At 52.7% G+C, this 26793-nt stretch carries 25 protein-coding genes, 1 other RNA gene and 1 pseudogene; 10 read left to right on the top strand and 17 right to left on the bottom strand.

Features of this window, described 5'->3' with window-relative positions:
* Positions 1 to 475 precede the first annotated feature (475 nt).
* Positions 476 to 1501, top strand: a complete 1026-nt coding sequence (gene pyrB / locus J4377_RS00190; protein ID WP_038480031.1) for an aspartate carbamoyltransferase — start codon at positions 476 to 478, stop codon at positions 1499 to 1501.
* Between the two features lie 15 nt (positions 1502 to 1516).
* Here pyrB and ruvX read toward each other — a convergent pair whose 3' ends face one another.
* The 7 genes and pseudogenes from ruvX to J4377_RS00155 all read right to left on the bottom strand — a co-directional run bounded on the left by ruvX (position 1517) and on the right by J4377_RS00155 (position 6382).
* Positions 1517 to 1972: a Holliday junction resolvase RuvX gene (gene ruvX / locus J4377_RS00185; RefSeq protein WP_038480028.1), complete on the bottom strand. Its 456-nt coding sequence runs from the start codon at positions 1970 to 1972 to the stop codon at positions 1517 to 1519.
* Positions 1973 to 1984: 12 nt separating this feature from the next.
* On the bottom strand, positions 1985 to 2542 hold the full coding sequence (locus J4377_RS00180) for a YqgE/AlgH family protein (protein ID WP_120385978.1): 558 nt from the start codon (positions 2540 to 2542) through the stop codon (positions 1985 to 1987).
* A 73-nt stretch (positions 2543 to 2615) separates the two neighbouring features.
* Positions 2616 to 3572 carry a glutathione synthase gene (gene gshB / locus J4377_RS00175; RefSeq protein ID WP_095603320.1) on the bottom strand — a complete coding sequence of 319 codons (957 nt, stop codon included), beginning with the start codon at positions 3570 to 3572 and terminating at the stop codon, positions 2616 to 2618.
* A gap of 76 nt (positions 3573 to 3648) precedes the next feature.
* A pseudogene (locus J4377_RS00170) lies at positions 3649 to 4352 on the bottom strand (S1 RNA-binding domain-containing protein).
* A gap of 269 nt (positions 4353 to 4621) precedes the next feature.
* The gene (locus J4377_RS00165; protein ID WP_198348710.1) at positions 4622 to 5377 is read right to left on the bottom strand and encodes a 16S rRNA (uracil(1498)-N(3))-methyltransferase; all 756 of its coding nucleotides are present in this window, start codon (positions 5375 to 5377) and stop codon (positions 4622 to 4624) included.
* Positions 5378 to 5379: 2 nt separating this feature from the next.
* Positions 5380 to 5889, bottom strand: coding sequence for a protein-export chaperone SecB (gene secB / locus J4377_RS00160; protein WP_083000211.1), 510 nt, complete (start codon positions 5887 to 5889; stop codon positions 5380 to 5382).
* A gap of 70 nt (positions 5890 to 5959) precedes the next feature.
* Positions 5960 to 6382, bottom strand: coding sequence for a rhodanese-like domain-containing protein (locus J4377_RS00155; RefSeq protein WP_089040097.1), 423 nt, complete (start codon positions 6380 to 6382; stop codon positions 5960 to 5962).
* A 251-nt stretch (positions 6383 to 6633) separates the two neighbouring features.
* On the opposite strand from J4377_RS00155, the gene gpmI reads away from it, so the two are divergent.
* The 3 genes from gpmI (at position 6634) to J4377_RS00140 (ending at position 10727) form a co-directional block, all read left to right on the top strand.
* Positions 6634 to 8196: a 2,3-bisphosphoglycerate-independent phosphoglycerate mutase gene (gene gpmI, locus J4377_RS00150; protein WP_198348711.1), complete on the top strand. Its 1563-nt coding sequence runs from the start codon at positions 6634 to 6636 to the stop codon at positions 8194 to 8196.
* A gap of 5 nt (positions 8197 to 8201) precedes the next feature.
* A complete protein-coding gene (locus J4377_RS00145) occupies positions 8202 to 9338 on the top strand; it encodes a murein hydrolase activator EnvC (protein ID WP_198348712.1) in 1137 nt (378 codons plus the stop codon).
* Between the two features lie 87 nt (positions 9339 to 9425).
* Positions 9426 to 10727: a S41 family peptidase gene (locus tag J4377_RS00140; protein ID WP_120385981.1), complete on the top strand. Its 1302-nt coding sequence runs from the start codon at positions 9426 to 9428 to the stop codon at positions 10725 to 10727.
* On the opposite strand, the gene J4377_RS00135 is transcribed toward J4377_RS00140, so the two are convergent.
* The 4 genes from J4377_RS00135 to J4377_RS00120 all read right to left on the bottom strand — a co-directional run bounded on the left by J4377_RS00135 (position 10724) and on the right by J4377_RS00120 (position 15264).
* Complete coding sequence (locus tag J4377_RS00135; RefSeq protein WP_198348713.1) at positions 10724 to 11980, bottom strand: UbiH/UbiF/VisC/COQ6 family ubiquinone biosynthesis hydroxylase; 1257 nt, start codon at positions 11978 to 11980, stop codon at positions 10724 to 10726. The genes J4377_RS00140 and J4377_RS00135 overlap by 4 nt on opposite strands.
* A 25-nt stretch (positions 11981 to 12005) precedes the next feature.
* Positions 12006 to 13244 (bottom strand): 2-octaprenyl-6-methoxyphenyl hydroxylase, encoded by a 1239-nt coding sequence (gene ubiH, locus J4377_RS00130; RefSeq protein ID WP_095603325.1) that lies wholly within the window; start codon positions 13242 to 13244, stop codon positions 12006 to 12008.
* Between the two features lie 86 nt (positions 13245 to 13330).
* Entirely contained in the window at positions 13331 to 14671 is a 1341-nt protein-coding gene (gene pepP, locus J4377_RS00125; RefSeq protein WP_253486360.1) for a Xaa-Pro aminopeptidase, read from the bottom strand.
* Between the two features lie 14 nt (positions 14672 to 14685).
* Positions 14686 to 15264, bottom strand: a complete 579-nt coding sequence (locus J4377_RS00120; protein ID WP_038479993.1) for a UPF0149 family protein — start codon at positions 15262 to 15264, stop codon at positions 14686 to 14688.
* Positions 15265 to 15470: 206 nt separating this feature from the next.
* Here J4377_RS00120 and J4377_RS00115 point away from each other — a divergent pair, with 206 nt between their 5' ends.
* The 3 genes from J4377_RS00115 to J4377_RS00105 all read left to right on the top strand — a co-directional run bounded on the left by J4377_RS00115 (position 15471) and on the right by J4377_RS00105 (position 16683).
* Entirely contained in the window at positions 15471 to 15779 is a 309-nt protein-coding gene (locus J4377_RS00115) for a cell division protein ZapA (protein WP_009723371.1), read from the top strand.
* A 51-nt stretch (positions 15780 to 15830) separates the two neighbouring features.
* Positions 15831 to 16013, top strand: a non-coding RNA gene (ssrS, locus tag J4377_RS00110) — 6S RNA.
* A 34-nt stretch (positions 16014 to 16047) separates the two neighbouring features.
* A complete protein-coding gene (locus J4377_RS00105) occupies positions 16048 to 16683 on the top strand; it encodes a 5-formyltetrahydrofolate cyclo-ligase (RefSeq protein ID WP_253486359.1) in 636 nt (211 codons plus the stop codon).
* 412 nt (positions 16684 to 17095) lie between these two features.
* Here the strand turns inward: J4377_RS00105 and ilvA are convergent, their stop codons facing one another.
* The gene (gene ilvA / locus J4377_RS00100) at positions 17096 to 18610 is read right to left on the bottom strand and encodes a threonine ammonia-lyase, biosynthetic (protein WP_253486358.1); all 1515 of its coding nucleotides are present in this window, start codon (positions 18608 to 18610) and stop codon (positions 17096 to 17098) included.
* 160 nt (positions 18611 to 18770) lie between these two features.
* Here ilvA and rpiA point away from each other — a divergent pair, with 160 nt between their 5' ends.
* Entirely contained in the window at positions 18771 to 19445 is a 675-nt protein-coding gene (gene rpiA, locus J4377_RS00095; protein ID WP_038479984.1) for a ribose-5-phosphate isomerase RpiA, read from the top strand.
* Here the strand turns inward: rpiA and waaA are convergent.
* Genes waaA through J4377_RS00080 form a run of 3 tightly spaced genes read right to left on the bottom strand, consistent with a single transcriptional unit; the run spans position 19437 to position 23243 of the window.
* A complete protein-coding gene (waaA, locus tag J4377_RS00090) occupies positions 19437 to 20726 on the bottom strand; it encodes a lipid IV(A) 3-deoxy-D-manno-octulosonic acid transferase (RefSeq protein ID WP_253486357.1) in 1290 nt (429 codons plus the stop codon). The two genes, rpiA and waaA, sit on opposite strands and share 9 nt — an antisense overlap.
* Complete coding sequence (hldE, locus tag J4377_RS00085) at positions 20726 to 22156, bottom strand: bifunctional D-glycero-beta-D-manno-heptose-7-phosphate kinase/D-glycero-beta-D-manno-heptose 1-phosphate adenylyltransferase HldE (protein WP_038479978.1); 1431 nt, start codon at positions 22154 to 22156, stop codon at positions 20726 to 20728. Before hldE ends, waaA begins: the two co-directional genes overlap by 1 nt.
* Complete coding sequence (locus J4377_RS00080) at positions 22146 to 23243, bottom strand: glycosyltransferase family 9 protein (RefSeq protein ID WP_253486356.1); 1098 nt, start codon at positions 23241 to 23243, stop codon at positions 22146 to 22148. The genes hldE and J4377_RS00080 overlap by 11 nt, the downstream gene beginning before the upstream one ends.
* Here J4377_RS00080 and J4377_RS00075 point away from each other — a divergent pair.
* Positions 23242 to 23985 (top strand): 3-deoxy-D-manno-octulosonic acid kinase, encoded by a 744-nt coding sequence (locus tag J4377_RS00075; protein WP_120385987.1) that lies wholly within the window; start codon positions 23242 to 23244, stop codon positions 23983 to 23985. The genes J4377_RS00080 and J4377_RS00075 overlap by 2 nt on opposite strands.
* A gap of 3 nt (positions 23986 to 23988) precedes the next feature.
* On the opposite strand, the gene J4377_RS00070 is transcribed toward J4377_RS00075, so the two are convergent.
* Both J4377_RS00070 and J4377_RS00065 read right to left on the bottom strand, forming a co-directional pair.
* Positions 23989 to 24903, bottom strand: a complete 915-nt coding sequence (locus J4377_RS00070) for a glycosyltransferase family 9 protein (RefSeq protein WP_120385988.1) — start codon at positions 24901 to 24903, stop codon at positions 23989 to 23991.
* Positions 24900 to 25931, bottom strand: coding sequence for a glycosyltransferase family 4 protein (locus J4377_RS00065; RefSeq protein ID WP_120385989.1), 1032 nt, complete (start codon positions 25929 to 25931; stop codon positions 24900 to 24902). Before J4377_RS00065 ends, J4377_RS00070 begins: the two co-directional genes overlap by 4 nt.
* 77 nt (positions 25932 to 26008) lie before the next feature.
* Between J4377_RS00065 and J4377_RS00060 the strand changes: the two genes are divergently transcribed.
* Positions 26009 to 26761 (top strand): glycosyltransferase family 2 protein, encoded by a 753-nt coding sequence (locus tag J4377_RS00060; RefSeq protein WP_038479964.1) that lies wholly within the window; start codon positions 26009 to 26011, stop codon positions 26759 to 26761.
* Positions 26762 to 26793 lie beyond the last annotated feature (32 nt).

Here is a 26793-nt window from a genome sequence, read left to right as displayed (position 1 = left end):
ATTGTTAAAGAGCTGTTTTCACTGCTGAACTTCCGAAGAAGTAACTGGCTAGCCGATGAACTGGCTTGCCTCAGCGAGGAAGGCGTATTCTACGCATTTCCTAGTGTTTGTCAATCACTGTTTTGAGTGAGTGAAGCGAGTGAGCGAAGAAAGCGAGATAACGTTGCTTTCTGGCGCGGCTCGTTTCAAAAAGCGTTGGAAGACATCGCAGTATATTGCTGATGAGTTCTTCTAACTCTCTGACAAACCGAAGGTTTTCACCTTCATTCACCGCTGGTAACGCTGTGCGTCCCCGGCAGCGGATGCGTACTTTACGGATTCGCTGCCGTCTTGGCAAGAGCTATTTATAGATAAATGCAAAAAAGTTTTAAGGCAAACCGTTTTGTGTTTGAAAGCGCTTCGACGGCACTCCATTGACGGTTACACTTACTCAAGCTTTATAGCACCCAACGCCCACTTCACTTTGAGGTCCGTGATGAGCCAGCACCTATTAACTGTCGATTCATTACAGCGCGAAAGCGTTGACCACCTGCTACGCGTTGCGGCGCGTATGGAACCCATCGCCAGTCGCCGCCAAGTTACTCGGGTGCTGGAAGGTGCTGTGCTTGGTAATTTGTTCTTTGAAGCGAGTACACGCACACGCGTGAGCTTTAATGCTGCGTTTTGCCGTCTGGGGGGAAGTGTGTGTGACACCACCGGCTTTACTTTCTCTTCTATGGCCAAGGGTGAATCGCTTTACGATACTAGTCGAGTAATGAGTGGCTATTGCGATGCGATTGTTATGCGCCATCCAGATCAAGGATCGGTAGCAGAGTTCGCCGCTGCCACCAATGTGCCGGTAATTAACGGTGGGGATGGCCCTGGTGAACACCCAAGCCAAGCACTGCTTGATCTTTATACGATTGATAAAGAGTTTCAGCGATTAGGTAAATCACTCAGCGGCGCACATATTCTGCTGACCGGTGATTTGAAATATGGTCGCACCGTGCATTCGCTGATCAAGCTGCTGTCTCTCTATGATCCGCTACGCATTACCTTGGTATCTCCACCGGGCCTGGAAATGCCGACCGCGCTGATTGACCTTGTGACGTCTCGTGGGCACCGCGTCGAACAACGTGACTCACTGGCCAGCGACTTCTCAGATCTGGACGTGGTTTACACCACACGCATCCAGAAAGAGCGTTTTACTGATGAAATGAACGAGAGCTTTCAGGGGCTTTCCGACGACTTTATGGTTAATCGCGACTTTCTGGATCAGCGCTGCAGCCAAAGTACGATTGTCATGCACCCACTACCCCGAGATAGCCGCCCTGGCGCCAATGACCTAAACGTGAACCTTAACGGTGATCCGCGTTTGGCGATTTTCCGCCAAACTGACAACGGGATACCCATGCGGATGGCCATTTTTGCCACGCTATTAAAGGTAGATGAGCTGATTGAGAAAGACCTGAGACCCGTGCGCTGGTTTGTGCCATCTCAAACCGGCACTCTAGACCGTTAAGTCATTACATCAGGTTTAATGAGCGATCCGCCCACCAGGAAGTCCTTCTTGGTGGGCAAACCAACCTTCTAGAATAAGCACAGCAGCGATGCCATCGACACTTTCTTCTCGATAGTTACCACGATGACCTGCCGCATGAGCGATCTGCTTCGCTTCGCGAGTAGAGCCACGCTCATCAACCATTTCACAGGGCTTGCCATAGCGCCCGTGCAGGCGATTACCGAACTTGCGTGACCGCGCGCTCATCGCAGACTCAGTACCATCCATATTCAGCGGCAGGCCAACCACAAACAAGTCAGGCTGCCACTCCTCTACTAACCGTGTAACAACGTTCCAGTCAGGAATGCCGTCTCGAGCGGTTAGAGGCGTTAGCTCGCGTGCGCTATTAAGCAACTCATTGCCTACCGCGACGCCAATACGCCGAGTACCAAAATCAAATGCGAGTATTAGCCGTTGCCCACGATCAGCCATAAAACTTAACCATCATGCATGGCCCGCGTCGCGGGTCATCAGGTTTAGATCAACGCCCAGTATGCCAGCGGCAGCGGTTAGACGCTCGGCGGGAGGGGTGTTAAACAGTACGCTGCCTTGGCCTTCGACCGTCAGCCACGCATTCTCTTTTAGCTCGTCTTCTAATTGCCCAACGTCCCAACCAGCGCAGCCTAGGCACACCAGAAAATCTTCGGGGCCGGTATCGTCGGCAAGCGCCTGAAGAATATCCATCGAGGTGGTAAGCGCGATACCGTCTTCTACCTGAACACTGGAGTCCCACTCTTGGCTATCACCGATATGCAGAATAAAGCCACGATCCTTATGCATAGGGCCGCCATAATAGACCGGTGCATTACGGTGCGGGCTATCATCGCCTCCCAGCGACAGCTGCTCAAAGAGGGCATCGAGGGTAATTTCAAGTGGACGATTGGCGATGACCCCCATGCAACCATTGTGATCATGGTCGCAAAGGTAGACCAGGCTACCGGCAAAATTAGGGTCATCCAAGTGAGGCATAGCCATCAAAAAATGATGCTTAAAGCTTTGCATGCGTCTCCTACGGCTCGCTGAATACTCAACGAGCCTCGCGTTATTAGGCGAATAGAACGTTCAACGGCATCGGTTAGTTAAGGCGACGTTCAATAGCATCCAGCAGCATTCCGGCAATGTCCGTGCCGCGCTGATCATCAATTTCACGTACACAGGTAGGACTGGTGACGTTAATTTCAGTGATGTAGTCACCAATCACATCTAAACCAACAAACATCAGCCCTTTTTCACGAATCATGGGTTGCACCTGCTGAATCAACCAGTGGTCACGCTCAGTCAATTCACGGCTGACACCGCGCCCGCCAGCGGCGAGGTTACCCCGAGTTTCACCCGCCGAGGGAATACGCGCCAGCCCGTAGGGCACGGGTTCACCGTCAACCAATAAGATACGCGTGTCGCCATCTTTGATTTCGGCTAGGTAGCGTTGCGCCATAATTTGCCGCTGGCCGTGCAGGGTTAATTGCTCAATGACCGCACCAATGTTGCGGCCATCAGGGCCAATATGAAAAATCCCAGTACCGCCCATGCCATCAAGGGGTTTGAAAATCACATCACCATGTTCCGCGTGGAAAGCACGCAGGACGTCATCACGACTGGCGACAATAGTGGGCGCACAGCACTGGGGAAACTGCTGGGCAAATAATTTTTCATTACACTGCAACAACGCAGCGGTTGGATTAACTACCAGAACGCCTTCCCGCTCGGCAAACCCCAGCAGATGGACCGCATTGGTAAAGTCGGCATCGACAGGCGGGTCTTTGCGCATTAGCACAATATCCAACTCCACCAGTGGGCGCTGAGCCGCTTCGCCGAGGTCGTACCAATGGTTAGGATCGCGATGCACCGTTAATGGGCGCATACGTGCATAAGCCTGTCCTGCGTTCAAGAAAAGATCTTCTTGCTCCATATAATGCAGTGTGTAGCCGCGCTCTTGCGCCGCCCACAGCATGGCCATGGTGGTATCTTTCTTGTAAGCGATGTCGCTGATGGGATCCATCACCACACCGAGATGCAACGTTGATTGGCTCATCGGGGTAACATCCATACATGAACAAAAGGTAAGCAGTATGCCGCACTGCCTGCACAGCTCCAACCGTCGCTAGGGACTACTCGTCTTGCCCGTCCGTTAACGCGCCCGGTACAAGCCGGATAGCACCTGGCTCTAGGGTAATTAACTGCTGCTTATAAAGTCGCCCGATGGCCTGCTTATAAGCACTCTTGCTAACACCTAATCGCGTCTTAATATCATGCGCGGAGCTTTTATCACCCAACGCTAGATAACCACCACTTTCACGTAGCGCCTGCAATACTTTATCACCCACTACATCTAAGCGAGCCACACCGGGGGGAGCAGGCAAATGTCGACACGACCATCTTCGCGGCGCTGCTTTACATAGCCTTTCAGCGACTGCCCGCGGCGCAGCGGCTGGGTAATATCATCTTGATAGATCAACCCCCAATAGCGGTGATTAACCACTACCTTCATTCCAAGGTCGGTGCGATCGGCCACTACCACAGCCACTTCATCACCTTTTTCCAGCGCCCAAGCATCGTCTGTCAAAAAACGATCCAGGCGCATGGTAGCCACAGGTCGCCCTTGGTCATCGCTATACAGCATTACCAGTACCCGCTTACCGGGATCGGGACGAAAGCGCTGCTCGCTATAAGGCAGCAGTACATCTTTGGGCTGCCCCCATTGCAGAAACGCCCCTGTGCTATTGACCGCCGTCACGGTCAAATAGGCTACGTCACCCAGCTGAGCAGCGGCGTCGCTTGCGGAACGGGGAGAAGAGTGAGACTCACGGACCATGGGTACCGTCCTTACAGAAAGTAGACCTTCATTATGGTGCCTTGCGCACGCAAGGCAAAGTGCAGCCGGTATACGTAAATTCGACAGCGCATAAGCAGCGACTGACACCACTCAACAGGGCATCAGCCCAGCTAGTAAGCACTTACTTACGCGCACCGTTAAAAAATAAGCCCCTAAAATATTCCTTAAGAATAGGCTCTTAAGAATAAATATTTAAAAATGAGCTCTTACAAGTGGGTACAGAGAAGTGAGCACTAAAAAGTGAGTACTTACACATCACCGAAGTGGTGCTGTAGCAACGTTAACGCAACAACAGGTGCCGTTTCAGTACGCAATACTCTTGGGCCGAGCGTCAGCGGTGTAAAACCACCGACAGTGGCCGCATTAATATCCGCAGCACTTAAGCCACCCTCTGGGCCGATTAAGAGCGCTACTGAAGCGGGGCATGGCTGTTGCGAAAATACATTGCCCGTCGCTAGGTGAAGCATCAAGCGTAACGGCTCTTGCCGCTCGGCCAGCCAATCATCCAGCGCTTTTGGTGGATAGACGGGGGGGACAACCGCTCGCCCACTCTGTTCACAAGCGCTAGCCGCAACCGCCTGCCAGTGAGCCAGTTTTTTCTCTTCACGATCGCCCTTGAGACGCACATCACCCCGCTCTGTGTAGAGCGGGGTAATCGCTGCAACGCCCAGCTCAACGGCTTTTTGAATGGCATAATCCATCCGGTCGCCTTTCGAGATCGCTTGGCCAAGGTGCACCGCTAACGGCGATTCGCCACTACCCGGCCAGACAGCCTCGATGATCACTGTCGTTTGCTTGCGACCAACATCGGCTAAGCGCACGCCAGCCTCTTGGCCGTTGCCATCAAACAGCATCAGCGGTGCACTTTCGCCCAACCGTAGCACCCGCGTCACATGCCGCGCTGGGCCGTCAGGCAGAGTGATGGTTGCGCCCACTGCAAACTCAGCGGGCACATAAAGGCGGGGCATTTTGCCGTGTAAGGCAACCCAGTCAGCAGCATGCATACTTAGTGAGTATTCTCGGCTGCTTGCTGAGCCTGCTGCGCTTCACGCTGCTTGCGCTGAGCATACATGGCTTCAAAATTCACCGGCGCCAGCATTAGCGGCGGGAAACCACCACGGTTGACTAGGTTGTCAACGCACTCACGGGCATAAGGGAACAGCAAGTTGGGGCAGAATGCACCCAGAGTTTGTTCCAGCTGAGCCCCTTCAATTCCAGCAATACGGAACAGGCCGGCTTGCTCTACTTCTGCAAGGAACGACGTAGTGCCGGTTTCGCTATCGTTAACCTGGGCAGTCACCTTTACAACCACTTCGTACTGGTCGTCGGCTATTTTCTGGCTAGTGGTGTTCAGATCCAGATTCACCTTAGGCTTAAATGCCTGCTTGAATACTGAAGGTGAGTTCGGCGCTTCAAAGGAAATATCTTTCACATAGATACGCTGTAAAGAGAACTTCAGCTGAGGCTTTTCGCCTTCTGCGGCGCCTGCCTGCGGGGTGTTGTTATCTTCCGCCATTGGGATACTCCTAATTGTTCATCTGCTAAAAAATTGCGCGACAGCGCACGGTTAAATACTTTCTACTTAATTACTTTTTTACCACCGGAAGACCATCGGCCTGCCACTGCACCATGCCACCTCTTAACTTATTGACACGTTCAAAACCTGCCTTAGCAAGTTTTGCCTGGGCAGCACCAGAGCTCTGGCCATGCTTACATACCACGATGATCGGCTGGCTTTTCACTTTCTCCAGTTCATTCATGCGGCTGTCGAGGTTGCTTTGAGGAATATTGCGTGCACCTGCAATATGTCCTGCTTTAAAGTCTTTGCTTTCACGGATATCCAGCACCACCGCGTCTTCACGGTTAATAAGCTGAGTCGCCTGGGTAGAGGTCACAGCATGCGTGGCGGCGCTGCGCGCTTCGTACGCCACCCATGCTATTAATACCAGCAAAAACGCCCCGACAAGTAGGGGGTGGTTCATTACGAATTCGAACAGCTGATCGATCATCGTGAACACAATCTCTTGGTCTATGCAGAAAAAAGCGGCCTAGCCGCCTCCAGAAACGCAACAAGTATACACGTCACACGGCATACCGCGCAGGCCATGACGCCCAACGGCTGCCTGCGTTATGATGCCCCATGCGCGCGCCTGTCGCGACCCTGATTATAAGGTGTTGTCTGAAAACTGTTTGAGCAACCTTCACCAACGTTTCAAACAGCACCTCATGTCGCTTGGCTGACCAACATAACGAGGTTTTCATGGCTACAACTGCACCGCGCCCCGTGGCGCTAATCATTTTAGATGGCTACGGCCACAATCCCGATAGCGCCCACAACGCAGTGGCCGCAGCTAATACGCCCAACATGGACAAACTGTGGGCCAACCGCCCGCATGCCTTTGTGCACACTGATGGTCGCCATGTGGGTCTGCCTGACGGGCAGATGGGTAATTCTGAAGTAGGCCATATGAATATTGGTGCCGGACGCATTGTCTACCAGGACTTCACCCGCATCACCAAAGCAATTGAAGACGGCGACCTAGACACCAACGAGGTGCTGACCAAGCCCATCGACGAGGCCGTTGCCAATGGCCGTGCTGTCCACTTGCTTGGGCTGCTTTCTCCCGGCGGCGTGCACAGCCACGAAGACCACTTTATTGCCATGGCCGAGCTTGCTGCCCGACGCGGCGCTCAGCGCATTTTTATCCATGCGTTTTTAGACGGACGCGATATGCCGCCGCAAAGTGCGCTCCGCTCGATCGAGCGTGCTAATGCACGTTTGGCAGAGCTGGTAGGTGCCGACAATGGCTTTGTTGCATCAGTCATTGGCCGCTTTTATGCAATGGACCGTGATAACCGCTGGGAGCGGGTTGAGCAAGCCTACCGCTTGCTGACCGATGGTCACGCTGACTTTATTACTTCCAGCGCTGAAACCGCCCTGCGCGACGCTTACCAGCGCGGCGAAACCGACGAATTTGTCGCTTCTAGCAGTATTCCGCTGAATGGCACCGCCATTACGCTCCAAGACGGCGATGCAGCTATTTTCCTTAATTTTCGCTCCGACCGCGCCCGCGAATTAACGCGTGCAATCACTGAAGCTGAGTTTAACGGCTTTGAGCGGCGTGTACGCCCTACGCTGGCTGGCGACGGTTTAGTCACGATGACCCAGTACGCCGCCAACATTCCAGCACCAGCGGCCTTTCCCCCATCTGATCTCACCGACACCCTGGGTGAAGTGGTTGCTAAACGAGGCCTAACTCAGCTACGTATTGCAGAAACAGAAAAGTATCCCCACGTCACCTTTTTCTTCTCCGGCGGTAATGAAGCCGAGTACGCAGGCGAAGAGCGCATTTTAGTGCCCTCCCCTCGTGACGTTAAAACCTACGACGAAAAACCCGAGATGAGCGCCTTTGAGATCACCGATAAGCTGGTGAACGCTATCGACAGTGGTCGCTTTGACTTAATAGTGTGCAATTATGCCAATGGCGACATGGTTGGCCATACCGGTGACTTCAACGCCGCAGTAAAAGCGATTGAAACCGTTGATACTTGCGTTGGCCGGGTAGTAGAGGCCATTGAGCGTGCTGGTGGTGCTTGCCTGATCACAGCTGACCATGGCAATGCCGAACAGATGGTGCATCCAGAAACAGGCGCGCCGCAAACAGCCCACACTACCTTTACGGTACCGTTGATTTACGTGGGAGAGCAGAATGGACGGCTGGAAGATGGACGACTGTGCGATTTAGCGCCGACGCTGTTAACCATGATGAACCAGGCTCAGCCCGAAGCAATGACAGGTAACCCACTGATTCATTTTGATTGATGCTGATGCGATGGACGTTAGCTGTCGCGCTCATGCTGGCGTTAGGTTATGCGCCAGCAAGTTTAGCCCAGCCAAATGAAAATGCCGCGCGCCAACAGTTGGATGCGATTGGCCAGGAGATCGAAGCGGCTGCCCAGCGCCTCAGTGCGACCGGGCAAGCGCGGGATAGCGCCGAGCGTGAGCTGCGCCATGTGGAAACGGAGCTTGCCGAGACTCACCAGCGCCTGGATCAACTTCAGGCCGAGCGCCGTCAACTGGCCGACGAAACGACCCAACTTCGCCAGCACCGAGAGCGCTTGGAAGGGGAGCGTGAAGCACAATACGCTGCGCTGAGCCAACAGCTGGCAGCCCTTTATCGACTGGGGCCAACACCCCAGTTAAAACTGCTCCTTAACCAAAGCGATCCTGCCGAGCTGGATCGAATGCAGGCGTATCTAAATCGCCTGACTCAGGCGCGTCAGCAACGCCTTACGGATATAAGCCGCCTCGACAACGCACTGGCAGATACCGAGCAAGCGCTCAGCGAGCGTCAAACGCGCCTTGATGCATTAGCCGACGAGCTAGAAGAGCAAAGCGCGATACTCGCTCAGCGAACCGAGGAACGGCGTGGCGTCGTAGCGACCCTGGATGATCGCTATGGCAGCGAAGAGGACCGCTTAGCCGATCTAAATCAAAGCCGTGAGCAGGCCGAGCAGCAGCTAAGGGCGATACAAGCGGAGCTAGCTCGTTTAGCCGAGCCAACACCGACCACACATATCACCCGCACGCAGGGCGATTTACCCTGGCCCGTTCAAGGAGCCATTACGGCAACCTTCCAGCGTAGAGACGGCGTGCACTATAACGGTATTGTGATCCGAGCAGATTCGGGCAGTGCAGTTACAGCCGTTCATACAGGCCGCGTGGTATTCGCCGACTGGATGCGTGGCTTTGGCAACCTGCTGATTATTGATCACGGTGACCAGATCATGACGCTCTATGCTCACTTGCAACAATTTAGTGCGCGGCCCGGCCAACAAGTAAGCCGTGACACTGAAATTGGACGTGTCGGCAACAGCGGCGGGCAGACCAACCCCGCGCTTTACTTCGAAGTGCGGCGTAGCGGTGAACCAATTAATCCACAACGTTGGATTGCACGCCGCTGACGGGATAAGCTGCCCCCTATGAATTAACAATCATGTCTCAACTTATGCAGCGCCTTCTGGCGCTGCCTTTCGCCTAGCGGAGTCCGCATGACGCTATCTGTTACCAAGGTATCGGCCCCTGCCAAGCGCTTTTTGGCTACCCTGCTCCCGCTTGTACTGCTGACTGCTCCTCTCCCCTTAGTGGCTCAGTCTGCAAATAGCGTTGCTGATGACCTACCGCTTGAAGAGATCCAGACCTTTGCTGAGGTGTTTGAGCGCATTAAACGTGGCTATGTCGAAGAGGTTGACGACCGCACGTTATTGCGTAATGCCATGCGAGGCATGCTCAGCGAACTAGATCCCCATTCAGCCTATTTAGATGAAGAAGAGTACCGAAGCCTGCGCGAATCCACCCAAGGTGAGTTTGGCGGTATTGGTATTGAAGTAGGCACAGAAAACGGGCAGCTAATAGTTATTACCCCCATCGATGACACACCGGCTTCACGAGCGGGCCTGTTATCCCGTGATGTGATTGTGGCTATCGATGGAACGCCAACCGACAGCTTATCGCTTCAAGAGGCGGTTAACCTGATGCGTGGCGAACCGGGTAGCCAACTGCGTATTTCCGTCTTGCGGGCGGGTGAAGAGTCTCCGCGTGAGTTCACACTAACGCGCGAAGTGATTCGCAATGAAAGCGTTAAGCATGAAGTGCTGGAGCCAGGCTATGGCTACTTGCGAATTAGCCAGTTTCAGTCGCGCACCCCAGAGCAGGCACGCAGATCGTTAGAACGTATGGCCCGAGAGCAGCCACTTGAGGGACTCATTCTCGATTTACGCAATAACCCAGGTGGCGTTTTGCAGGCCGCCGTTGGCGTTGCCGACCTGTTCCTGGATGAAGGACTGATTGTGTACACCGAAGGACGACTTTCTGACACCGAAATGTCGTTTTCGGCATCGCCAGAGACACCCGCTGGTGATGTGCCGCTCGTTGTACTGATCAACAGTGGTAGCGCCTCGGCTGCTGAAATTGTCGCAGGGGCGCTTCAAGACCAGCGCCGCGGGGTGATAATGGGTACCGAAAGCTTTGGAAAAGGCTCCGTGCAGCAGATCATGCCGCTTGGCAATGGTGAAGGTCTTAAGCTGACAACCGCGCTTTACTACACCCCCAATGGGCGCTCAATCCAAGCACAAGGTATCGAGCCTGATGTGGAAGTGGTGCGCGGCCGGCTGGAAATAGCTGAGGGGCAACGTCGAATCCGCGAAGCTGATCTTGATGGTCATCTAAGCGGCCAAGACGCAATGCCCCGGGAGCGGGCTGAAATGTCTCAGCGCCTACGCGAGGACTATCAGCTCAGTGAAGCACTGAACTTACTCAAAGCATTGAACGTGGTGGATCGTCGGCGCCGTTAACGACACGACTGCGGCAGGCGTCCTCGCTCTCCGATTGCCTGCCGCATCACCAGTCGTTTTATCGGCACCAACTGGTTCATACCACTCATTCCCATATTGCGCGCCAGCGTCAATGCAGGCACCTGGCTACCGAAAAGCACTTTAAACCCTTTCATCAGCCCTAGCATGGCGCTGTTATCGAAGCGCCTACGCCGCTCGTAGCGACTCAGCGTGGTCAGCGCCCCCCAGGGGGCTCCTCGCTGCCATGCATTAATCACTTCCTCAGCCAGCACTGCCGCATCCATAAATCCTAGGTTAACGCCCTGCCCCGCTAGCGGGTGAATGCTATGGGCCGCATCGCCCACCAAGGCAAAATTAGGCTGTACGTAGTGAGCTGCGTGGCGCTGAATCAGCGGAAACCGATAGGCTGTATCGACGGCACTCACCTGGCCTAAACGGTAGTCAAAGGCTTCACTTAGCGCCTGCCCCAACGCATCACTAGAGAGCGATGTAAGTTGATGTGCATGCTCAGGGGTGGTCGACCAGACAATCGAACAGTAGCGATCATCACCGCTCACTGTTAACGGCAAAAAAGCCAGTGGATGGCCAGCGATAAAAGCCTGGCGAGCCGTGTCGCCATGGGACTTTTCACACCTTACGGTGGTGACAACGGCCTCTTGCTGCATAGACTCTTCAGCCACCGATATCCCTGCCAATTCACGCATGGTGGAGCGTGCACCATCTGCAGCAATTAATAATGGCGTATTCAGTTGTCGGCCGTCATCCAGCACTAACCAGCGCCCGTTATCCGAGGTTTGCAAAGCCTCCACGCCCACTCCAAAGAAAGTGCTAACTGAAGGCAGCGCTAGCACCTGCTCATTTAACGCGGCCAATGTCACATCGTTTTCAACAATATGTCCAAGTACGGGCGCACCTGCTTCATCGGCGGAAAAATGGATGCTACCGCTGCCTTCTGCATCCCACACCTGCATATAACGGTAAGGCGTTATCCTAGTAGCAGCCATCGCGGGCCACGCCTTCAAATGTGAGAGCAGCCGCTGAGAAACCGGCGTCAGTGCACTCACCCTGGGGGCAGGCGGATGGTCACCAAAGGCATCTAAGCGCAGTGGTGCTGCTTTGGTTTCTACCAACGCCACTTGCATCCCAGCGTTAGCCAGCAGCCCTGCTAGCGCCGTGCCGACCATTCCGGCGCCTACGATCACCGCGTCAAAACGTTCAACCGGCACATCTATTGCCGCTGTTTGCGTTTTCATAACGTTCCCTTAGCTGCTTGTTGCATCAGCGCTCCAGACCCATTGCTCTGCGTGCCAAGCTGCGGCGAAGCGGGCCCACTAAATTAAGCCCCACCAGGCCAGCTGCTCGGGCATGCGGCAGTAGGGGCAGCGAATAGCCAAATAGACGCACTAACCCATCGCTAAACCGGATGACATTGGCACGGTCTTGCGCACGACGCTGCTCAAAGGCGAGTAGCATGTCCATATCACCAAGAGTACGTTGGTTCTGAGCGCCCTGCGCTAGCGCTTCGACCAGATCCATCACTGAGCGCAGTGCCAAGTTGAACCCCTGACCCGCTACCGGGTGAAGCGCATGGGCAGCATTTCCCAACACCGCCAACCCAGGTCGAACTGGCTCTTCCGCGGTAATCAGCGAAAGTGGGTAGCTGAAACGCTGCCCCACCCGAGTAAAACGCCCGACTCGATCACCAAAGGCAGCTTGTAGCTGGCGTAAAAACGCCGAATCGGAGAGCGCTAGTCGCGCCTGCTCTGTGCCGCTGGCATGCGTCCAGACCAGCTCCATCGCTTGGCCAGGCAGTGGCAGCAGTGCGATTGGCCCTTCTGTTGTAAAGCGCTCATAGGCAACCCCCTCGTGGGGCTGACTAATACCGACATGGGCAATGACGGCTGTTTGCTCGTAAGAGCGGTGGCGACTACTGATGCCCAACTGCTCTTTCAGCCCAGATCGCCCGCCATCAGCGAGAATTGTCAGCGCTGCCGTTAGTTCACTGCCATCGGAAAGCACCAGGCGGTGGCCGTTAGCTTGTGGCGTGAGTTGCGCCACCGTTGCAGGGCAGTGCCACTCAATCGGCAGTTGCTGAAGATGGTGATGCAGCACGCGCCCCATCCAAGCATTAGGAATGACATGCCCCAATGCCGACACTCCCAGCTCCTGAGCACTAAGCCTCGTGGCACCTAAGCGACCCCGCTCACTGATATGAATGCGCTTGATCGGGGTAGCTTCACTGCGCATCGCTTCCCAAACACCCAGTTGGCGAAAGCGTTGGGCAGAGCCCTCAGCGATAGCACTGGCCCTAGCATCAAAGCTTGGCTGCCACGCTGACTTCTCAGCGTTTTCAGGTAAGGCTGCCGCTTCAACAATTGCCACACGCCAGCCGTAGCGCTCAATCAACGGCGCTAACGCACAGCCCAAGCTGGCACCGACCAACCCGCCTCCCACAATAACGATATCGTGGGTGAGCGTAGCTGCTTGCTGCTGTCTTACCTGCTGAGTCTTATGCATTGCCATCTCCTACGGATAAACCAAACCCAGCAAATGTAATTTCGTAATGTAAATTACATAAACAAATATCAATAGAATTTTACTGCTTATTTATTAACCATTAATTGCTCTATATCAGCAATTCGCTTTGGCACGGCTGACGTAAGTACTTCATGCCCATCGCGGGTCACCACGACGTCATCTTCAATACGAATTCCAATTCCGCGGTAAGCGGCAGGAATATCATCATCGCAGGGAATATATAAACCAGGCTCAATCGTGACGACCATGCCTTCGGTTAGCAGGCGCGGTGTCTCTTCATCCAACCGATAAGTTCCTACATCGTGTACGTCTAGCCCCAACCAATGGGACGTAGAGTGCAGGTAGAAGCGCCGATAGCTCTCATCGTCAATGCACGCCTGTACATCGCTCTCTAACAACCCGAGACTGATCAGTCCAGTGGTTAAATCCCTCACGACCCCTTGGTGAATATCCGCCAGCGTGGCTCCCGGCTTGACGGCGTGCACTGCACGCTCTTGCGCATCTAGCACCACTTGATAAAGCGCCCGCTGAGCGTCATTGAACCGACCATTAACCGGGAACGTACGGGTAATATCCCCAGCGTAGAGGTCGAACTCGGCCCCTGCGTCAATCAGCACAAGTGTATCGGCCTGCAACGTATCGCTGTTCTCAATATAGTGCAGCACGCAAGCGTTAACGCCACCACCAACAATGGTGCTATACGCAGGCCCGCTAGCACCTTGCCAAACGAATTCGTGCTCTAACTCTGCCTGCAACTGATACTCGCTTAACCCTGGACGGCAGACACGCATCGCACGCGTATGCGCCTTTGCTGAAATAGCGGCCGCATGGCGCATTAAGGAAATTTCAGCAGGGCTTTTAATAAGGCGCATCTCATGAATAAGCGGGCGGCTATCCAACCATCCTTTCAATGCTGGCTTACCTCGGCGTAGACCAGCTTGAGCGAAGGCCAACGCCTCTTCTGCAATACTCAGCGCCTCGGGATTATCTAATGGCAGGTAGAGCAGTTCGCGGCCTGCCAATAGACCTGGTAACAGCTCTTCCCGCTGAGCATTTTCAAACGCTTGATCAATGCCATGCTGAGCCTCAACGCCCTGGGCTCCTAGTCGTCTACCTGTCCAGGTTTCCATAGTGGCGTCGCGGTCTTGGCAAAACACCACGCTTTGGCCTGCCTCGCGCCCAGGCAGCACTACAAGCAACGCATCGGGCTCTTGAATGCCGGTTAAGTAGTAAAAATCACTCTGCTGGCGGAACGCGTATTCGCTATCGTGAGAGCGCGTTACCAAGGCAGCGCTTGGCACCACTAGCGCAGCATTGGCAGGCAGCTGGGCGATGAGCGCTTCTCGGCGCTGGCGGTATTCTGCCGGCGCAATAGCGGCGGGGCGAGGCAGTAACTCAGGCAACATAGATAACTCCTGTATTAATGAACGGGGGCGTCGGTCTGCTCAACCTGGGGCATTCCTGGGTGCTGCTCGGTGTAGAGCAGCATTGCCGCCATACGCGCGTGTTCCGTCAGCGCAAATAGATCATTTTCGTTTTCAGGACTATCCTCGATATCGGTTTCGATCTGTACGAGTCCTGCGAGATCATCGATGGCCTCTTGAAGCGTCTTAGACCAGCGTTCGCGTAGCGCCTCATCAGCTACGTCCTCAACAACTTCCATAAAACCCAGCGTCCACTCTTTTAGCCCCTGGGCTTGCTCGGCGAGTGAAAAAAGCTCATCGGGTAGCAGCGGTGTGTAATTCAAATCGCTGGCGCTCAATGCCTCCAGCGTTTGACGCCGCCAACCTAGTAAGCGTTCAGCGCTAGCAGGATCTCGCGGCTGCTCGACACCTAAGCTTAGGCATACTTCTTCTAGCCATGCTTCAGCCGTCACGTCACGTAGCGCTAATAGACCACTTAGGCGGCCATCCAAAAACGCGGGCGACTGCATACTTCCATGCAGAAGAAAAACATCCGCGACGTCAGAAAAATCCTGGCGTTCATTGATTAGGGACATGGGCATTGCTCGCTATACAAAATGGGGAATGAAGTCGTCGTAACAACATGTCTAAAAGGGTGTTAAACCGCAGAAGGAATCTTACGGCGCGCGCGCCTGTGCGTTGACCCCACATAAGCGGCTCTCTTATAGTGAATGCCAACTATCCTTCCTATGCAGCGATGTTAACGCATTGGTCAACAAAATGACCTGTGCTGGAGTTTTTGATGAGTAACGCGAAGCGGCCAACCAAAGAAATCACCCTACTGGGTCGCAGCTACATGATTGCTTGCGACACTGGCGAAGAAGCTAAGCTTGAACGTGCTGCTCGCTATTTAGATCGCGCGATGAATGGTATTCACGCCCAAAGCAACGCCCTTGGCAGTGAACGGGTTGCAGTGATGGCAGCCCTGAATATCACCCATGAATTGCTTGAGATTATGGATGAGCACCGCGCGAGCGAAGCAAACCTTAGCCGCCTAAACGACCGCCTTGAACGGGCACTAGCAGATACACGCCAACAAAAAGAACCGTAAGAACCTGCTGTCGGCTCTTTGGCATTATCACTGGCTCTGTTAGGATAGAGATGTTCTCTGGGGTGTACGCCAGTCGTTATAGTCCCTCGAGCCTATGCGAAGTACCCAGGGGGCCAAATGCTAGCCAAACCCGTGTGCACGTCCGTGCGTCGGAAAGCCTGACGGTTTGGCTGCGGCCACCCACCTGAACCAGTAGGTTCAGGGCCAGAACGACAGCGGCATTCTGGGGAACACTTAGTTTTGGTTAGCTCGTCATGAGTAGCTCGTTATGAACGATACTGCTGACCGCAGTTCATCAGGCGATAAAATTGCGCTTCGCCGTGAGCTTAGACGCAGACGCCGTATCCTTTCACTAGATCAGCAAAAACAAGCCGCTGCCGCTCTTTGCCAGCGCCTTAAAGGGCTACCTGAAATCCGTCGCGCGAAACGCATTAGCCTTTATTTACCGGTTAACGGCGAGATAGACCCGACACCATTAATACCTTGGCTTCGTCAGCGAAAAGTAAGCATTTACTTACCGGTATTGCGCCCATTATCGACTAATAGCCTTTGGTTTGTTGCCTACCGCGAATCCACCCCCATGGTTAAAAATCGTTTTGGCATCGCAGAGCCCTGCTCACGATTTGCCGCCGATAAGCGCAATCGCCTGCCGGCTTGGGCGCTAGATACGCTTATTGTTCCGCTGGTAGGGTTTGATAAGCAAGCAAATCGCATGGGCATGGGAGGTGGTTTCTATGATCGTAGCCTCGCTTTTATGCGCCGCCGCCAAGGGCCAGTACCGACACTCATAGGCGTAGCTCATGCCTGCCAACAGGTGGATGCGCTACCCATCGAACCTTGGGATATTCCGTTGGACGTGATAGCTAGTGACATAAGGATTATTCGTCCAACTAAAACGGGCTGATCATTAAGATCAGCCCGTTTTAAATATCAACCTCGACTAGTTTGGCGCAGCGTTTACGCTGAAAGTGCTGTGATCAACTTAGTAAGTTAACTCCCCGATAGCGCTTGCGCGTATCCGGTGGCGAGTACCCCAAGTAAAAACACCACTGTTAGCGCCATCACCATATCAGGCTTTTTACGCCGCATGCCTCATCTCCAACGTCTTTCACGGTTGCCAAATGTCCTTAATGTGTCATCTAGACAATGTTTCTAAAAAGATGACACACCTCATTAATTTCGCCCACGACTATAGGGCTATAGGGGAGGACTGACAACTGCTTTCAGTGCAATTTTTAACGCATCATTAAACGTTTTCAAAAGTTCACTTTTCTTAACAGCTCTGCACCTCGGGGTTAGTGATCACTTACAATTATTTACGCCATGAAGAGCCGATATGCTGGGTTATCACTCTCCCACCAATAACGGTAACCAATCGCATCTAAGTACTCTGCGACATGGGTTTGATCACTGCTCGGTACTTGCATACCGACCAATACACGACCGTAGGCAGCACCATGATTTCGGTAGTGGAACAGTGAAATATTCCAATCATGGGGTAGCTGGGTTAAAAAGTTCATGAGCGCACCAGGGCGCTCCGGGAACTCAAAGCGGTAGAGCTCTTCTTCAAAGCGCTCGCTAGGCCGACCACCGCTAAGATGGCGGATATGAAGTTTTGCCAGCTCATTGTCGGTCAAGTCTTCAACCTGATAGCCAGCTTCACGAAGCTTATCAATCACCGCCTGGCGGTCTTCCCCACCCGGTTTAACTTGAACACCCACAAAGATATGAGCCTCGCTATTATCTGCATAGCGATAGCTGAACTCGGTGACCATGCGCTTACCCAGCGTGCGGCAAAACTTTTTAAAACTGCCTGGGTTTTCCGCAATGGTCACCGCCAAAATCGCTTCACGCTGCTCACCCAGCTCGGTGCGTTCCGCAATATGTTGCAAACGATCAAAATTGGTATTCGCGCCAGAGTTAATACATATCAACGTCTCGCCTTCAGCACCGGTTTGCTGCACATATTTCTTCAAGCCAGCTAGCGAAAGCGCCCCTGACGTTTCTGCGACGGCACGAGTATCTTCAAAGATATCCTTCACCGCTGCGCACATCTCATCGGTATTCACCGTGATAACGTCGTCGATTAAGTCACGTACCAGAGAAAAAGGCACTTCACCGATTTGCGCGACGGCGACACCTTCCGCGAACACGCCAACTTGATCCAGCACGACCCGCTCCCCGGCTTCTAGCGCGGCTTTTAAACAGGCACTGTCTTCGGCTTCTACGGCAATGATTTTGATATCTGGGCGCAGATATTTCACATACGCTGCGACGCCTGCAATTAAGCCGCCGCCACCGACAGGAATAAAAATAGCGTCTAGACGGCCGCTGTGCTGGCGCAGAATTTCAACACCAATGGTGCCCTGACCTGCGACCACATCGATATCATCAAACGGCGGAATATAGGTATAGCCATGCTCTCTAATCAATTCTTGAGCATGCTCAGCAGCAGCAGCAAATGCATCACCTTTCAAAATAACCTTAGCACCGCGGGCACGTACTGCCTGAACCTTAATATCGGGCGTAATACGCGGCATCACAATAACCGCTTTCACACCCATCAACTTGGCTGCCATAGCCAGACCCTGGGCATGATTGCCCGCCGATGCCGCAATCACGCCCTTGGCCTTCTGCTCTTCCGTTAGCTGGGCCATTTTGTTGTAAGCACCACGAATCTTGAAAGAAAACACTGGCTGAAGATCTTCGCGCTTAATCAAAATTTGGTTATTGAAACGACGCGACAAAAAGGGAGCGGGTGAAATAGGGGTCTCACAAGCGGCTTCATAAACGCGGGCTTGGAGGATCTTTTTGACGGTTGCTTCGAGCATGCGGGAATCCCAAAAAAATAACGTGACCCTGACGGGAGAGAGCAAAGCCTTTATTGGTAGCAGATTACGCCTAGCGTCGTCTAGCGGCGTTTCCATCGGCAGTGGGCGCTAAGGCCGTTATACTAGAGAACACTGCCTAACCCTGACGCAGGAAAATATGATGACCCAAGATGAATTGAAAGCGGCCGTAGCGGATGCTGCAGTTAAAGAGATTGAGCCTCATCTCGAAAAAGATACCGTGCTAGGTATTGGCACAGGTTCAACAGCGAACCTGTTTATTGATCGTTTAGGCCCGCTAAGAGATCGTTTCAAAGGTGCCGTTGCCAGCTCAGAAGCCAGTGCTAAGCGTCTACAGGCGCTAGGTATTGAGATATTCGAGCTGAACAATGTTGGCGATGTGCCTTTTTACATCGACGGTGCAGACGAAGTAAACGCTAACTTACAAATGATTAAAGGGGGTGGCGCAGCGCTAACCCGGGAAAAAATCGTCGCCGCCTGCGCCAAGCGATTTATTTGCATTGCCGATGGTTCGAAATACGTGAACCAACTTGGCAACTTCCCGCTACCGGTAGAAGTTATTCCGATGGCACGCTCCTACGTCGCTCGAGAGCTGGTCAAGCTAGGTGCTGACCCCGTCTATCGGCAAGGAGTAGTCACCGATAATGGCAATCAAATTATCGACTGTTTTGACTTTATGATCGACGACCCAGCATCCATGGAAGCGCGTATTAATGCCATTGTAGGCGTCGTCACGAACGGTTTATTCGCCCAGCGCGGTGCCGATGTACTGCTGTTAGGTAAAACGGACGGCGTAGAACGAACCGCGTTACGTTAGCCACTGACCAAGCCCATCGAGCGTGCGCGCCAATGCGCCTCTATGGGCTTCAATCACCTCTCGCCCAGCCTGCCCAATTTGCAGAGCAAATGATGGCGTTGCCAGCCGCTCGGCCAGCGCGTCGGCTAAGGCTTCGGGTGTTTCCACAACGCTTAACGCGCCTGCCGCTAACAGCGGCTCAGCCACATCGCTAAAGTTGTCAAGTGAAGGGCCGCAGAGCACTGGCTTACCCAACGCAGCAGGCTCCAGTACGTTGTGGCCGCCCAACGGTACCAAACTACCGCCAACATAGGCCACATGCCCTGCTGCATACAGCGTTGCCAGCTCACCTAGCGTATCCCCCAGGTAAACCTGCGTTTGTGGCGTCACGGCCTGCTGCTGGCTGCGACGGCTGAGTGCCCAGCCGCCTTGGGAACACAGCTTGGCCACTTCGTCAAAACGCTGCGGGTGTCGCGGCACCAATACCAATAACGCTGTTGGAAAGCGCTTCAATAGCTGACGGTGAGCCTCCAAGAGCAGTGCTTCTTCCCCGTCGCGGGTGGAACCTGCCACCCACACTGGGCGCGCGCCCCAAGATTGAAGTAAGTACTCACTCTCTTTCAGAGCCTTTACCTGAGAGGGCATCTCAAATTTTAACGATCCAACGACCTGAGTTACTGCTGCGCGGCAACCCAGTGCCTGAAAGCGCTCGGCATCTTGGGCAGATTTAGCAGCCAGCCATGTGACGTTAGCTAATGCACTCGCCATTAACGAACGCAAGCGCTGATAGCGTGCAAAGGCTCGTGGCGATAGCCGCCCGTTGACGACTGCGACAGGTACTGCTTGTTGGTGGCAAGCGTGCAGTAGGTTGGGCCACAGTTCGGTTTCAAACAGAATGGCAAGAGTGGGCTGCACGCGGGTAATAAAACGCTTGGCCGCGCCCGGAAAATCCAAAGGAAGAAAGCAGTGAGCAAGCCTTACTTGATCTGGCGCGGTTTGCTCACCGATGAGTGCTTGAACCTGCTGAGCACCCGTCGCGGTCATTGTGGTCAACAACAGGCTGTGCTGAGGGTAACGCGCCAGCAAACCCTCTATTAGCGGGCGGGCAGCGCGCACTTCCCCCACCGAGGCACAGTGCAACCAAATTCGCGGCCCAGGGGGAAGCTTACCCAAACGCATACCAAGCCGCTGCAAGCGCGAGTAAGTAAGTACTTGCTCACGCCAGATGCGCCAGCCAATAAGCGGCGACAATATATAGAGCACCGCTGAATAAACAAGCCGAGGCCAAATCGGCGACGCCATTAGCCCTCGCGATCCAGGATGGAGCTAATCATTGCGGTGGTCGATACGCCATCTTCAAAGCCAAGTACTTTTACATCGCCGCCGTTGGCGATAACGGCCTCCCCTCCTGCAATATCTTCAGGGCGGTAATCGCCACCTTTCACCAAAATATCCGGCAAAACGGCTTCAATTAGCGCTTGGGGAGTATCGTCACTAAATGGCACGACCCAATCGACAGCGCCTAATCCAGCCAGTACTTGCATGCGGCGATTAAGCGGATTGATTGGCCGTTTAGGGCCTTTCAAACGGCCAATAGAGGCATCATCATTTACCGCAACGATGAGGCGATCCCCCAAGCGTTTGGCTTGTTCCAAGTAGGCCACGTGTCCTGCATGAAGAATATCAAAGCAGCCATTGGTCATCACCACGCGTTCGCCACGCAGCTGGGCTGCACGCACGGCGTCGACCAGCGGGACTTGGTCAATCACCCCGAACTCAGCCAGCTTGTCGCCGTGTAGCGCGGTGTAGAGCTCGGCTATCGAGAGCGTCGCCGTTCCCGGTTTGGCTACCACCAAGCCCGCCCCCAAGTTGGCCAGCATCATCGCTTCTGGCAATGCATGGCCTGATGCCAGCGCGAGCCCCATCAGGCCAATCACGGTATCGCCTGCGCCGGTTACGTCGAACACTTCCTGGGCTCGGGTGGGCAAATGGAGCGGTGCTTGGCCTTCACGAATAAGCGTCATACCTTTTTCACTGCGAGTGATCAGCAGCGCTTCTAACTCAAGCTCAGCGCGCAACGCTTCTCCGCGCTGGGCCAGAACATCGTCATTGGCACAGTGACCAACCACCGCTTCAAACTCGGTTAAATTAGGCGTAATTAAACTGGCCCCACGATACTTACTAAAATCTTGGCCTTTCGGGTCGACCAGCACTCGCTTGCCGAAAGCACGCGCCATCTGAATCAGCGTCTCAACCTGGTTAAGCGTTCCTTTACCGTAGTCAGAAAGAATCATCACATCGCAATCAGGCAGCGCTTTTTCGACCTGCTCCAGCAGAGCAGTGGTATCGACACCATCGAGGCGCTGCTCAAAATCCAGCCGCAGTAGCTGTTGATTACGACTCATCACACGCAGCTTGGTAATCGTTGGTATCTCTGGGCTTTGTTGAAAGTAAGTACTCACATTCGAAGATACCAAACGTGACGTCAGCAGCTCGGCGTTCTCATCCTCTCCCACCACACCTGCCAGGGAAACGTGGCCGCCTAGAGAGGCCACATTCAGTGCCACATTCGCCGCGCCACCGGGACGATCATCAGCATCTTCGACACGCACCACCGGCACCGGCGCTTCGGGTGAAATACGCGACGTGCCACCATGCCAGTAGCGGTCGAGCATCACATCCCCCACCACCAATACGCGGGCATGTTCCAGGGCGGTTAAATCAACTCTCATCCAAAGGTCCTGTTGTTGGCGGCACTGCGGTATACGCCAGCAGCGCGTCTAGCTTAGCAATCACGTCGTCGGCTTTGATCAAATCCATGGCATCCGCATGGCGTACTCGCTGTCCCCAGCTAACCTCATCGACGGATTTATTCAGATACGTGCGAACCGCTTCGGGATAAGCATTGACCGCAAAATCCCGCCAACAATAAGGCGCGGCACGCTGGGGATTGGTGGTCGCATAGAGGCCAAGCGTGGGCGTACCCATGGCATTCCCCATATGCGCCGGCCCCGTGTCGGGGGCAATGACCACACGGGCATTGTCAATCAACGCCAGCACTCCTTTGAGCGATGTACCGCCGATAGCATTAATGACGCTATCCGGTTGACATAGCGCCTCAATTTGATCGCCGATTTCTCGCTCTAATGAACTCCCCCCACCGGTCAACACGCTCTTCAGACCATGGTGTACCCAGGCATGTTCAATCACGCTGGCATAGCCTTCCACTGACCAATTGCGGAAATTGCGCAGCCGTGCGTTGCTGCAAGGATTAATGACCAGATATGGCGTATCGCCACTGACCCCTCGGGCTTCTTCATAGGCCAGCGGTGGTACGGCCAGATTCCACTCCAATCGATCATCTTCTACGCCGAGCAAGCGAGCGAAGTCCATAAACGACTCCAACACATGGGCGTTAGGATGCGGCGCAAGCTGATGCTGTGTAAACCAGTGCTGAGCGTCTTTGGCGCGCGACTTATCATAGCCCACTCGTACATTGGCCTTGAGGCCAAGCGAAAGCACGCTGGCGCGTATCGCTTGCTGCATGTGCAGCAGTACATCAAAGCGAGTATCGGAAAGCTCTTTCCACAGGGCGCGCATGCCCGCAAGACCGGTGGACTTGTCATAGACAACAAACTCGACCCCAGAAAGCCCCGCCAGTAAACTGTGCTCCCCCTTGCCGATTATCCAGGTAATGCGAGCGTGCGGCCATTGGCGCTGCAACGCACGCACCGTGGGCACAAGATTGCACACATCTCCCAACGCGGAGAGGCGCAAAATGGCAATATGGTTAGGTTGAGCAGGCAGAGAGGGCTTCATGCGCTTAGCGGCACTCCGGCAAAGAAATTGGCTGATTTTACATGATGTAGACAGTTTAAGTGACGCTGCCACGTCACACCAACTGTCGCAACATGGATCTCAAGGGCAGTCACACCCACTTCATCCTGATCTATTCCATCAGGCCTATTGGCGTGAGCGTAATTTAATCGTCGGGGAAGCACCAGGAAGGGGTAGCAGTTTTTTCTTAAAGGCCAGTGATTCAGAGCAGTGGGTATTGCGCCCTTATCGCCGCGGTGGATTGATCGCCAAGCTAAGCGAGAAACGCTATCTGTGGCTGGGTGAAGAACGCACCCGTGCGTTTCGCGAGTTGCGCTTAAACGCTGCGCTGTATGACCAGGGACTGCCAGTGCCACGCCCCGTTGCCTGCTGTGTTATGCGTTACGGCCCTACGTATGAAGCCGCGCTCATCACCGTTAGGATTCCAGGCGCTCAGGCGCTGGCTAGCTTATTGGCGGCAGGGGGAGCAGATGAGGCGTTACTTCAGCGCGTTGGCGCAATGATCAAGCGCTTCCATCAAGCAGGCCTTGATCATGTTGATCTAAATGCGCGCAATATCTTGATTGCCCCCCATGGTGAACCCTGGTTGATTGATCTGGACCGCTGCCGCCTACGGCCACCAGGCAAGTGGCAGGAACACAATATAAACCGCCTAGCAAGGTCGCTAAAAAAATTCCATTGCCATAGTGTGCTGCCCACCATATTAAAAGGTTATAACCGTTAACCTTTATTTTTCAGCGCCAACATCACACGCGAGGATTTTCGATACGCAGTTTATTAGCTCGTCAGGAGTAATTGATGAAAGGTCTGTTTGTGATGAAACGTAACCACTGTTATCTCTCTCAAGAAACCATTCAGGTAAATATTCTTTAAAAACAACAGCTTGATTAACCCCCATTATATGAGCGACATGCGATGGACCACAATCGTTGCTAACAAATAGTTTGCAACCATTTACCAACCTAAAAAGAGTATTTACATCAGGGCTATGAATAACAGAAAACCCTTCTTGCTCAAGGATTTTCTTTTCCTCTTCTTCTTTTGGTCCTGTAAGAAAAACAATTTTTTCTGGTCTTAACTCAGAAATCTTTCTTGCTAGCTGAATATAATTAGCAAGCGACCATTTTTTTTCTTCGCCCCCAGCACCAGGAGCAAGTACAATTTTATTATTTAATACTCCATCAGACTCAATGTGCTTTTTCAAACAGGGAGCAATATCTAATGCTGATGATATCCCTAGAAGGGACAAGAAAAGGTCTGCCCTGTAGGTAGTTACATCAAGAGGTACCGAGTGCGTATAAAACGTTCCAAATTTTTTAAATCCTACTCTATAAGGAATTCGCAGCTTTAACATTTGCAGAGAAGTCCCAACACTAGAAGGACGCAAGTTAAAACCAATATCGAAATTATATTTTTTATTTAAGCTAGTGGTGCTAAAGCCGTCAATCACTTCAAGCTCGTTTAAAAAACCTGCTTCAACTAGGAAATCTGCCCCTGAACTTTTAGAGATACCCACCAATTTAGCATTTGGATACCTTTCCTTAACAGCGACTAAAAAAGGAATATGAACTACATATGCACCAAAAAAAGGCCTATTATGTAAAAATATAGCGATGCATTTAACTTTTAAAAAGTCGTTCATTTAAAAACAATTTCCTTATAGACATCGAGATAACTTTCAGCCATTTTTTCTTTACTATAAAGTTCTAAAAGAAGGCGTGCATTCTCAACAGCAGACTCTCTCATCTGTTTGTTTTTTGCTAGCTTTATTATCCAGCCCTCGACTTCTTCACTATTTCCTGGTGTTACTAAAAAACCTGTTTCACCATGCTTAATTAAATCAGGAATGCCGCCAACATTACTAGCAACAATAGGCACGTTTGCATCCATAACATCTAAAAGAACTGATCCTAGCCCCTCATTGCGAGATGGAAAAACAAACAGATCCAGCGCTGGAATAAAATCACCAATATTAGGCTTAAAGCCAGCCCATACAACATTTTTTAAGTGACTGCTTTCCAAGCGAAGCTCATCCTCGTCTTCACCTCGGCCAAAAAAAACGCACAGCACTTCAGGATAGCTATGCTGTAATCGTGCTGCAGCCTCAAGCAGTGTCCGCTGACCTTTGTGACGATCAACTAGCGCACCAATATGACCGACAATAAAGCGACCTGGGTAGCTAGCGCGAAAGCGAGCAGCGACTTGAGCGTCCGCGGTAAATCCCGTCATCGCACTCGGAATCGTCAATACTTCATTCTTATTCCAGTGTGATAGCTGTTGTCGAATAATCGATGAAATAGCGACACAACGATCTGCATCACGATAGAACAGTCGATTCACCCATTTATCTTTAATGGGTGTATCCACTCGGCGAGTCACCACATAGGGTGTACCGTATATACGCTTATGCAACCACGCCCAGTGTACCGCTTTAGCTTCATGAGCATGCACCACCGATGCACGGCCGGCTTGCCTATGCCCAGCCATCTGCTGGTTAGCATCCACGAACCTTAAGTTCTCAATGCATTGAAGCTCATTACGCAATGGAGAATCTTTTCTGCATACCAGCGTTTGCTGACCTACATGCCGTTGCAAGGCTTGAATTAGCAGCGCTGTCTGGCGTTCTCCACCGCGAAAACCTTTGGCAAGGTTAACGTGAATAATATGCAAATTGCCCTCATACAAATCGTTGCCATCACCCTGGTATAGTACTGTATCTACCAACCACCAGAGCAGGGTTTGAATAAATGTCTATGGATGTGAGCGTCGTTATCATTACTCGCAATGCGGCCGCGACACTTAGCCGAACACTAGACGCCTTGACGTGCTATGACGATGTCGTGGTATATGACAACGGCTCCACAGACGAAACATGTAGCATTGTACAAGCCTACTCCAATACAACATTACACCATGGTGAATTTTTAGGCTTTGGCCCTACCAAACGTGCTGCCGTGTCGTTAGCAAAATATGACTGGATCTTATCAATAGATGCTGATGAAGCGCCGACAAAAGAGCTCAACGCTGCAATTAATGACTGGGTCGCCACTGCAACACCTCAACAGGCTGGTAAAATATTGCGCGAAAACTGGATGCTGGGTAAACCCGTTCATCACTCTGGCTGGGGAAATGACTGGTTAGTTCGACTGTTTAATCGTAACACGTGTAATTTTAATGATGCCGCTGTTCATGAGTCAGTAAACTTAGAAAAAAATACAGAAGTTTCTCCGCTTAATGGAAAAATTGAACACCTTGCCATTAACGATCTCTCCCAGTTCCTTGATAAAATAAATCGCTATTCAGATCTTCGCGCATCATCAAAAAAACTCAAGCACCACCCTTTTTCACTCATATTTCTCAAGGCACTTTTTGCATTTATACGCACTTATTTTTTTCGCCTCGGCATACTGGATGGCTGGCGAGGGCTCACTATATCTGTGGCTAATGCAAACGGTGTTTTTTGGAAATATGCCAAAAATAATGTTAATAACCGCCTATAATACGTTGTAAATTTTCTATCACGACGTGTTGA

It is taken from the genome of Halomonas sp. XH26, from assembly GCF_024138895.1.
GTDB lineage: Bacteria > Pseudomonadota > Gammaproteobacteria > Pseudomonadales > Halomonadaceae > Vreelandella > Vreelandella alkaliphila.
Note: the sequence above shows the minus strand (reverse complement) of the source record. Positions and strands in the feature narration are given on the sequence as shown.